7 protein-coding genes and 1 pseudogene are annotated in these 8,223 nt (G+C 74.6%); 7 read left to right on the forward strand and 1 reads right to left on the reverse strand.

Annotated features, from left to right (window positions below):
• Nucleotides 1–173: 173 nt before the first annotated feature.
• On the reverse strand, nucleotides 174–293 hold the full coding sequence (amiA, locus tag D450_RS34640) for a streptamidine family RiPP (RefSeq protein ID WP_017539016.1): 120 nt from the start codon (nucleotides 291–293) through the stop codon (nucleotides 174–176).
• 153 nt (nucleotides 294–446) lie between these two features.
• On the opposite strand from amiA, the gene D450_RS0112540 reads away from it, so the two are divergent.
• The 7 genes and pseudogenes from D450_RS0112540 to D450_RS30070 all read left to right on the forward strand — a co-directional run.
• Nucleotides 447–1,667 (forward strand): hypothetical protein, encoded by a 1,221-nt coding sequence (locus tag D450_RS0112540; RefSeq protein WP_017539017.1) that lies wholly within the window; start codon nucleotides 447–449, stop codon nucleotides 1,665–1,667.
• Entirely contained in the window at nucleotides 1,667–3,898 is a 2,232-nt protein-coding gene (locus D450_RS34645) for a prolyl oligopeptidase family serine peptidase (RefSeq protein WP_017539018.1), read from the forward strand. The genes D450_RS0112540 and D450_RS34645 overlap by 1 nt, the downstream gene beginning before the upstream one ends.
• 158 nt (nucleotides 3,899–4,056) lie before the next feature.
• Nucleotides 4,057–5,082 (forward strand): iron chelate uptake ABC transporter family permease subunit, encoded by a 1,026-nt coding sequence (locus D450_RS0112550; protein WP_017539019.1) that lies wholly within the window; start codon nucleotides 4,057–4,059, stop codon nucleotides 5,080–5,082.
• Entirely contained in the window at nucleotides 5,079–5,927 is an 849-nt protein-coding gene (locus tag D450_RS0112555) for an ABC transporter ATP-binding protein (protein WP_017539020.1), read from the forward strand. Before D450_RS0112550 ends, D450_RS0112555 begins: the two co-directional genes overlap by 4 nt.
• A gap of 185 nt (nucleotides 5,928–6,112) precedes the next feature.
• Entirely contained in the window at nucleotides 6,113–6,997 is an 885-nt protein-coding gene (locus tag D450_RS0112560; protein WP_241483137.1) for an ABC transporter substrate-binding protein, read from the forward strand.
• A gap of 184 nt (nucleotides 6,998–7,181) precedes the next feature.
• Nucleotides 7,182–7,601 (forward strand): DUF4259 domain-containing protein, encoded by a 420-nt coding sequence (locus D450_RS0112565; RefSeq protein WP_017539022.1) that lies wholly within the window; start codon nucleotides 7,182–7,184, stop codon nucleotides 7,599–7,601.
• A gap of 303 nt (nucleotides 7,602–7,904) precedes the next feature.
• Nucleotides 7,905–8,223, forward strand: a pseudogene (locus D450_RS30070) (molybdopterin-binding oxidoreductase); the annotation flags it as partial.

Below are 8,223 nucleotides of genomic sequence, written 5' to 3' on the forward strand. Positions count from 1 at the left end.
AGGGGCGACCGTCCTGCGGTACGCCTCTGTCGCTGGACGTGGAGAAGCCGGCGGGGCGCCCAGACGGCTCCGTTCATGCGCACACGGCCGGGACCGGAGGCCCGTCCGGGCGGCCGGGGCCGCCCGGACGGGGAGGGGATCAGCGGCGTCTGCCGACGCGTTCGCCGATCCGGTCAGTCGAAGGGGTTCTCGACGAGAGCGTTGGAGTGCGAGGCCGACAGGTGGGCCAGCTGCTCGGTCTCCTCGATCTCGGCGACGATCTCCTCGTTCGCGGCGAGCTCCTGGTTGTCCATGGGGGGACTCCTTCCATCTCGGACGACCGCGCCGGACACGACGGCCACGCCGAACGCGTCGCGTGCACCGGACGCGCCGGACACGGGTTCGCAGGGGAGCGAACGCGGATCACCGTACTTGATAACGATTTTCATTTCCAGTATTTTTTTCGCGTGCCCCACGAACAGCTCGTCGTCGCCGATTACCGCGCCGCCCGCACCTACGCCCTCGCCGGCGGCTCCGTCCGCGAACTCGGCGGCGGCGTCCTCGCCGAACACGCCGGGTTCCTGGCGCTGCCGCACGGCGGCGCCTCCGGCGCGCGGCACGCGCGGTGGGCCTACGCCGACGACCGCGCGGGCGCCCTGGTGGTGGGCGGGCCCGCCGGTGAGCGGCGCCACCCGATCGCCATCCCGGCCGAACACCTCGCCTGCGACCCGGCCGGCCGCCACGTCGCCGTCACCACCGGCGCCGGTGCCAACGCCGAACCGTGGAGCGACGTGGTCACCCTGGTCGACCTGGACGACGGGGAGCCCGTCCGGTTCCGCGTGCGCACCGGCGAGCCCGGCGTGGTGATCGCCCCCGACCGGCGCAGCGGCGAGGCCGTCCTGCTGATCCGCCACCGGGAGCCCGGGGCGATCGAGGCGGTCCCGCTTGAGCGCGCCGCCGCGGCGGGGCCGCACGTGCCCGAGCTGCGGGGCGCGACCACCCACGACATCGCCGACGACGGGCACGGGGACGTCGTCGACCAGCGCACCGGCACCGCCGCGACCGCGACCCGGCGCGGACTCGAACGCTTCGCCGTCGAGGACGGCCTGCCGCGCCCCCTGGGCACCGTCCCCTGGCCGGTGGCCGGGCGGGCCTACTACCTGCGGTTCGATCCGGCCACGGGGTGCGCCCTCGGGGTCGTCCGCGGCCCCGGGGCGCCGGACGCATGGACCTCCTGGACCAACGCCCTGGTGGAGATCGACCTGGAAACCGGGCGGACGCGGCACGCGGACCTCCCGCCGGGCCTGGCGTTCCGCTTCGCCCTCGGCGGCGGTCGGGCCGCGGTGGCGACCATCCACCCCGACGGGGACCGGCTGACCCTCATCGATCGAAGCGGGCCGCGGATGCGGACCCTGTGGCAGACCGCGCTTCCGGCGATGTCGCACCCGCCCGCACCCGGGCGGCTGCCCTGGGAGCCCGTCGGCGACGCCCCCGCCCAGCGGCGCGCCGTGGCCCTCGACCCGTCCGGCACCACGGCCGCCGTCACACGCGGCGGGGACGGCGAGATCCACCTCGTCCGGGAGGAGGGGACCGAGACCGTCGCCCTCCCGAGCCCGCTCCACGAAGGCGGACACCTGCTCTGGCCGTCCTCCTCGCCCGGCGCCGGCACCGACCCGGTCGGGCGCTGATGGCGACGAAGGCGAGCGGACCGCCCCACCCGCCCCACCCGCCCTACCCGGCCTCACCGGCCGTCGACGCCGCACTCTCCCGGTGGGAGCGGCACGCCCGCCCGGGGCTGCCCGACACCGGGTACGCGCTCGCCCGGCCCGCTGGCCGCACCCGGTACGGGATCTACCGGTTCTGTGACGGGACCGCCGTTTTCGAGCCCGACGGGCACATCCTGAAGATGGCGCCGTCGCCGGACGGGGGCCGCATCGCGGTCCAGCTCGCCGACGAAGCCGACGAGGACGCCGTGCTGGTCCTGGTCGACACCGCCACCGGCGCGTCGCACCGCCATCCGGCCGTCCGCTGCCGCTACGACGAGGTTCTGTGGCGGGAGGACTCCTCGCGCTTGGAGGTCGCCGCCGCCGGGTCGCGGCGGCTCGTCGAACTGGACCCGGAGAGCGGGAAGCGCCGGGAGTCCGACCTCCCTTCGGACATCCGCGTGCGTCTCTTCCCCGGCGGGCGGCGCGGACTCGCCGCGGAGAGCCGTGCGGGCCGCCCGACCAGGCTGATCGACCGTGCCACCGGGCGCGAGCTCGGCGCCTTCCCCGGCATCGTGCGCGTCGTGGCGCCGGAGGACGCGGCCGATGAGGTCGTCGTTCAGGACGGCGGCCTCCAGGCCCTCGATGCGGAGAGCGGGGCCGTTCGGTGGCGCTGGGCCGACGCCGGCGTGCGCATCACCTCGTTCGCGGCGTACGGCGACCAGGTGCTGGTCGCTGGGGTGTGCGAGGGGCGCAGCGTCCTCGTCCGGCTGGACGGAGGACGACCGGCCGAGCACCGCAGGGTCCGTTGGGACGGTGAACCGGCGGTCGTGACGGGCGTGGCCTACGACGCGGGAGAGTTCCACGCCCTGCTGGAGGGGCCGGCGCTGCCGCCGCGGCCGGTCCCCGCCGGGGACCTCCTCGGCGGCACGGGAAGCTCCAGCGCACCCGCGCCTGTTCAGCGCACCGTCGCAGCGCGTACGGACGTCCCCGTCAGGGCCGACGACGACGCGGACGTCGTGGTCGTCCCCGCTTCACCGGAGGGTGCTGAGGGTCAGGCCTTCTCCTCCTCTTCACGGCCGGACCCCGCCGGGGAGCTCGGCGGTGGCACGGGAAGCTCCGCCACATCCGCGCAGCGCACTGCTGCGGCTCGCGCGGAGCACGCCGCCGTCGCCGCCGACGACGGGCCGGACGTCGCGGTCGTTCCCGCCTCCCCGGAGGAGCCCGAGGAGGCGGCCTTCTCTCCGCGATCGGTGCGCGACGGGGAGTTCCCCGATGGCGGGGCCCGCTCCGCCGACCCCGCACCGGCATCCGGGCGGCGCACCGCCGCCGCGCGCACGGAGTACGTCACCGTCGCCGCCGACGACGGCGCGGACATCACGGTCGTCCTCACTTCCCCGGGGGACGCCGACGGTCCGGCGCCGCTCATCCTCACCTGCTACGGAGGGTTCGGGGTGCCGAGCCTGCCGGTGTTCGAGCCCACCGTGCCCGCCTGGACCGAGCAGGGCGGCCGGTACGCCGTCGCGCAGATCCGCGGGGGAGGAGAGCACGGGAGGGCCTGGCGCGAGGCGGGCCGCGGGCGCGACAAGCAGCGCGGCATCGCCGACCTCGCCGCCGCGGCGCGCGGCCTCGTCGATGCCGGTCTCACCCGCCCCGACCTGCTCGTCCTCGCGGGCGCCTCGCACGGGGGCGTGGTCGTCACCGCCTGCGCGCTCGCCGAACCCGGGCTGTGCGCCGGCGTCGTCAGCACCGCGGCGCCCCTCGACCTGCTCAACCTCGACGCCCACCCGCTGGGCCGCCGATGGGTCGGCGAGTTCGGCGACCCCCGAACCGCCGAAGGGCGCGCGCAGCTCGAGGCGGTCTCGCCCCTGCATCGTGCGGAGGGGACCGCCCACGGCACCGACCACCCCGCCTTCCTCGGGATCGTGCTCGACGAGGACTCCCGGGTCGCCGCCGACGACACGGTCCGGATGGTCGCCGCCCTGCGCCGCACGGGCGTTTCCGCCGCGCTCTGGCGCGCCCCCGGGACCGGGCACGGCGGCAACCACCTGGACCGCCTGCACCGGTTGGGCGCGGCCGTCCTCGGCTTCGCCGAACACGCCACCGGGGCGGGCCTCCACCGCCCGGTACCCGCGGCAAACACCGGCCCTCCCGTCCCACCTGGAGCACCCGCACCACCCGGACCACCCCGCCCGGACGAGATGAAGCGGACATGACACCCACACACGACACGACCCCCGCCCGATCGAACGGGCACGCCGGCGGGAGCACCGCCACGGCGACCCGCACACCACCGGAACCGGACGCGGCCCCCGGGCGCGCTCGGAGGACGCCCACCCGGCGCCGCGGACGCCGCGGAGCGCTCGCGGCCCGCGTGCTCGTGCCGGCGCTCACGGCCGCGCTGCTCACCGTCCTCCTGCTGTCCGCGGGCACCGGCACCGTCGCGGTCTCCACGGCCGACGCACTGAAGATCGTCCTGGGCCACCTGCTGCCGGGCATGCCCTGGATGTCGGACGGCTCGCTCACCACGGTGCAGGACAACGCGGTCTGGCAGTTCCGGCTGCCCCGCGCCCTGCTCGCCGCACTGGCGGGCGCCGGGCTCGCGCTCGCCGGGGCGCTGATGCAGGCCGTGGTCCACAACTCCCTCGCCGAGCCCTACATCCTCGGCGTCTCCGCCGGAGCGGGGGTCGGCGCGGTCTCCTCCATCGTGCTCGGGATCGGAGCCGGCTCCCTGGGGATCGGGGCCGCGGCCTTCGCGGGCGCGCTCGCGGCGACGGCCGCCGTGTACCTGCTCGCCCGCAAGAACGGGCGGATCGCACCGCAGCGGCTCATCCTGGCCGGGGTCGCCCTCGGCGCCCTCTTCAGCGCCGTGACCAGCTACCTCACGATCACCACCGATGCACAGAACGTCTTCAGCATCATGTTCTTCCTGCTCGGCTCCGTCTCCGCCGCCACGCCCGGGCACCTCGCGCTGCCCGCCGCCGCCCTGCTGGCCGCCGGGATCTTCACGGCGTTCCGGGCGCGGGCGCTCAACGCGCTCCTCGTCGGCGACGACGCGGCCGCCACGCTCGGCGTCAACGTGAACCGGCTGCGCAGCAGCATCCTGGTCACCGCCGCCCTGCTGACCGGGGCGGTCGTGGCGGTCTCGGGCGGCATCGGGTTCGTCGGGCTGATCATCCCCCACATCGCCCGCATCATCGTCGGGTCGGACCACCGCAGGATGCTGCCGGTGGCGGTCCTCGGCGGCGCCGTCTTCCTCGCCCTGTGCGACCTCCTGGCGCGCACGCTCGCCGCGCCCGCGGAGATCCCGCTCGGCGTGCTGACCGCGATGGTGGGGGCGCCCTTCTTCCTGTGGCTGTTGCGGCGGGACCGCGCCGAGGGCACGGGGGGCCGGCGATGAGGGTCGACATCGACGGGCTCGACGTGCACCGGGGCGGCCGGCGGGTGGTCGCCGACGTGAGCATCGCGGTGCCCTCGGGCACGGTCCTGGGGCTGCTCGGGCCCAACGGGAGCGGCAAGTCCACGCTGCTGCGCGCCGTGTCGGGCATCGCGGCCCCGTCCGCGGGACGGGTGCGCATCGACGGCACCGACACCGCCTCCCTGAGCCGCAGGGAGCTGGCCCGGCGCGTGGCGGTCATGGCCCAGGAGCACAGCGAGGAGTTCGAGATCCCCGTGCTCGACCTCGTCCTGCTCGGGCGCATTCCGCACGGCAAGGGGTTCGGCCGCGACTCCGACCACGACATCGCCGTCGCGGAGGACGCCCTCGACCGGGTGGGCGCGGGGCACCTGGCCGCCCGCTCCTTCTCCGCCCTGTCGGGAGGGGAGCGCCAGCGCGTGCTCTTCGCCCGCGCGCTGACCCAGGACACGCCCGTCCTCGTCCTGGACGAGCCCACCAACCACCTCGACATCGCCCACCAGCTGGAACTCGTCGACCTCGTCAGGGGCACCGGCCGCACGGCCATGGTCGCGCTGCACGACCTCAACCTCGCCGCGCGCTACTGCGACGCGGTCGGGGTGCTGGACGGCGGACGGCTGCGCACCCTCGGGCCGCCGGAGGACGTCCTGGGCACGGACCTGATCCGGTCGGTGTTCGGGGTGGAGTCGACCCCCGTGGCCCATCCGGGGTCCGGCCGCCGGCACTTCGTCTTCGACGCCCGCACCCCCTCCGACACTCCGGACCCGAGCGCCCCCGCTCCCGATACCGACCACCCGGTCCCGACCGAGGAAGGAATCTCCACCCCGTGAACAGCAATCCCCTCCGCACTCCCGTCCGCCCCCTCCGAAAGCGACCGCGGCCGGCGGCCGGCCCGCGCAGGCCCGCCTTCGTCCTCGCGGCGCTGAGCGCGATCCCCCTCGCCCTGACGGCCTGCGGCACGGGGGTCACCGGCGGTCCGGACGGTTCGTCGGCCGCCGAAGGCGCGCAAGAGACCGTGAACGTCACGAACTGCGGACGGGAGCTCACCTTCGACGCCACCCCGGCGAACGTCGTCGGCATGATGCCGTCGCAGACCGAGATGCTCATCCGGCTCGGCCTCCAGGACTCCCTGGTGGGCCAGGCGCAGACCGAGGTCTCGGCGCTGCCGGACGACATCGCCGACGCGGCCGAGGACGTCCCCGAGCTCAGCACCGACGCGCCGCCGGCGCGCGAAGACCTCCTCGCCGCCGGACCCGACCTCGTGGTCTCGCCCACGGAGTACGAGTTCACCGCGGAGCAGGGGTTCGCCAGCATCGACCAGCTGAAGGAGAACGGGGCCCAGGCCTACGTCGCGACGGGAGGGTGCGCGGAGCGCCGCAACACCGCCGAAGTCACCGACGTCGTGACCGACATCGGGAACCTCGGCGCGATCATGCGCGTCCCGGACGAGGCCGAGAAGCTGTCGGCAGACGCCGAGGAGCGGCTGGCGGCCGTCGAGGAGGCGATCGAGGGGGAGGAGCGCCCGACCGTCGCCCAGGTCTTCGTCGAGGGCGAGTCCCTCACGGCGATCGGCGCCGGCGTGGAGGCCGACATCATCGCCACGGCAGGGGGAGAGAACGTCTTCGACCCGGACGCCCCGGAGTTCGAGGACTTCTTCGCGGCCGAGATCAACCCTGAGGAGATCATCAGCCGCGACCCCGAGGCCATCGTCTTCGGAGTCTCGGGCCCGGACCAGGCGGAGAAGACCCGGGAGTACATCCAGAGCACGTTCCCGGACGTCGCCGCCGTAGAGAACGACACCCTCATCGCCGTCCCCCAAGCCGACCTCCACCCCGGAACCCTCGGCAACATCGACTCCGTAGAGACCATCGCCGAGGGCCTGTACCCCGACGCGTTCTAACGGCACTCCGCCAAGGAGGCCCGTGTCCCTCACACATCCGTGACCGCACCCGCCCCTTTGCAGGGCGGGTGCGGTCACAGGTGACCGAATTGCACACGAAGTAGCGCTCGCCCTCCAGGTGAAGAAGCCCGGGGCCGAAGCACCGGACGGCGCCCTTACTACCCTGTCCGGGGGGAGGAGGCGCATGGGAACCTGGGGCACCGGGCCGTACGACAACGACACGGCCGACGACTTCCTGGACGAATTGGAAGGGATGGCGTCCGGCGATCGGCTGCTGAAGATCGTGGACACCTTCCGCGCGGCCATTGCGGCAGAAGGCCGACGGTCGAGCGCGGTCCTCCCCGAGGAGGTGCTGGCCGCAGGGGGCGTGGTCGCCGCGAACCTCTCCCCGGACCTCCGCATTCTGCAGAGCGAGGACCACCCGGGCATCGATTCCTGGCTGGACGGTTCGGCCTCCCGTGCAACTGCGGCACTGGCCGTCGAGGCGCTACAGGCGGCATTCGGGGAGAACGGCCGGTTCTGCGAGAGCTGGGTGGACGGGCGATCGCGCACTGAGGCAGAGGCGGACTACCGTTCCCTCCTCGCCGTCCTGCGGTCTGCCTGAGGCGCGGCCGATGGGGCCGGGAACCAGGCCGGCCTCTCCCGGCCGAGGCCCGGCGCCCCTCCAGTGCCGGTCGACTCAGGCCTCGTTCCCGTGCGGCCGTCCGGTACGGACATCCCCCTGAAGGTCCACGGGAACCCGACGCAGTCGGGAAGGCCCCTCATCGGCCCGGTGGACGTGCGGTGAGGCGATAGGCCGTGGCGAAGAACTTTTTCGCCGACCACCAATCCGGCCGTGCCGGGGCGCCGAACCCCTGGTGTGAAACGCACGGAGGAAGCAGGCGCAAGGCGGAGCACTCGCTCCGCCGTGACGGGGGCCGCCACCGGGATCCTTGCGGCGGGCGCGGCCCTGGGGGCCGGGGAGCTGGCCGCCGGTGTGCTGGGGACGGCCTCTCCGGTCATCGTGGTCGGCGACGCCCTGGTGGACAACAGCCCCGCCTGGGCCAAAGAGTTCGCCATCGCGGTGTTCGGGGTCTACGACAAGATCGCGCTGCTGGCCGGGATGTACGCCGCGATCGTTCTCCTCGCGGCCGTGCTCGGTCTCCTCGCGCTGCGCCGCCCGGCCATCGGCTACGTCGGACTCGCCGCCTTCGCGGTGGTCGGAGCCGTGGCCGTGGCGGGGGGGC

Origin of the sequence: Nocardiopsis halophila DSM 44494 (assembly GCF_000341245.1) — a bacterium.
Lineage (GTDB): Bacteria > Actinomycetota > Actinomycetes > Streptosporangiales > Streptosporangiaceae > Nocardiopsis_A > Nocardiopsis_A halophila.

Excerpts from the sequence above, each read along its gene's own strand:
- amiA (WP_017539016.1), bottom strand. The coding sequence starts at position 293 with ATGGACAACCAGGAGCTCGCCGCGAACGAGGAGATCGTCGCCGAGATC.
- D450_RS34645 (WP_017539018.1), top strand. The coding sequence starts at position 1,667 with ATGGCGACGAAGGCGAGCGGACCGCCCCACCCGCCCCACCCGCCCTAC.
- D450_RS0112555 (WP_017539020.1), top strand. The coding sequence starts at position 5,079 with ATGAGGGTCGACATCGACGGGCTCGACGTGCACCGGGGCGGCCGGCGG.
- D450_RS0112565 (WP_017539022.1), top strand. The coding sequence starts at position 7,182 with ATGGGAACCTGGGGCACCGGGCCGTACGACAACGACACGGCCGACGAC.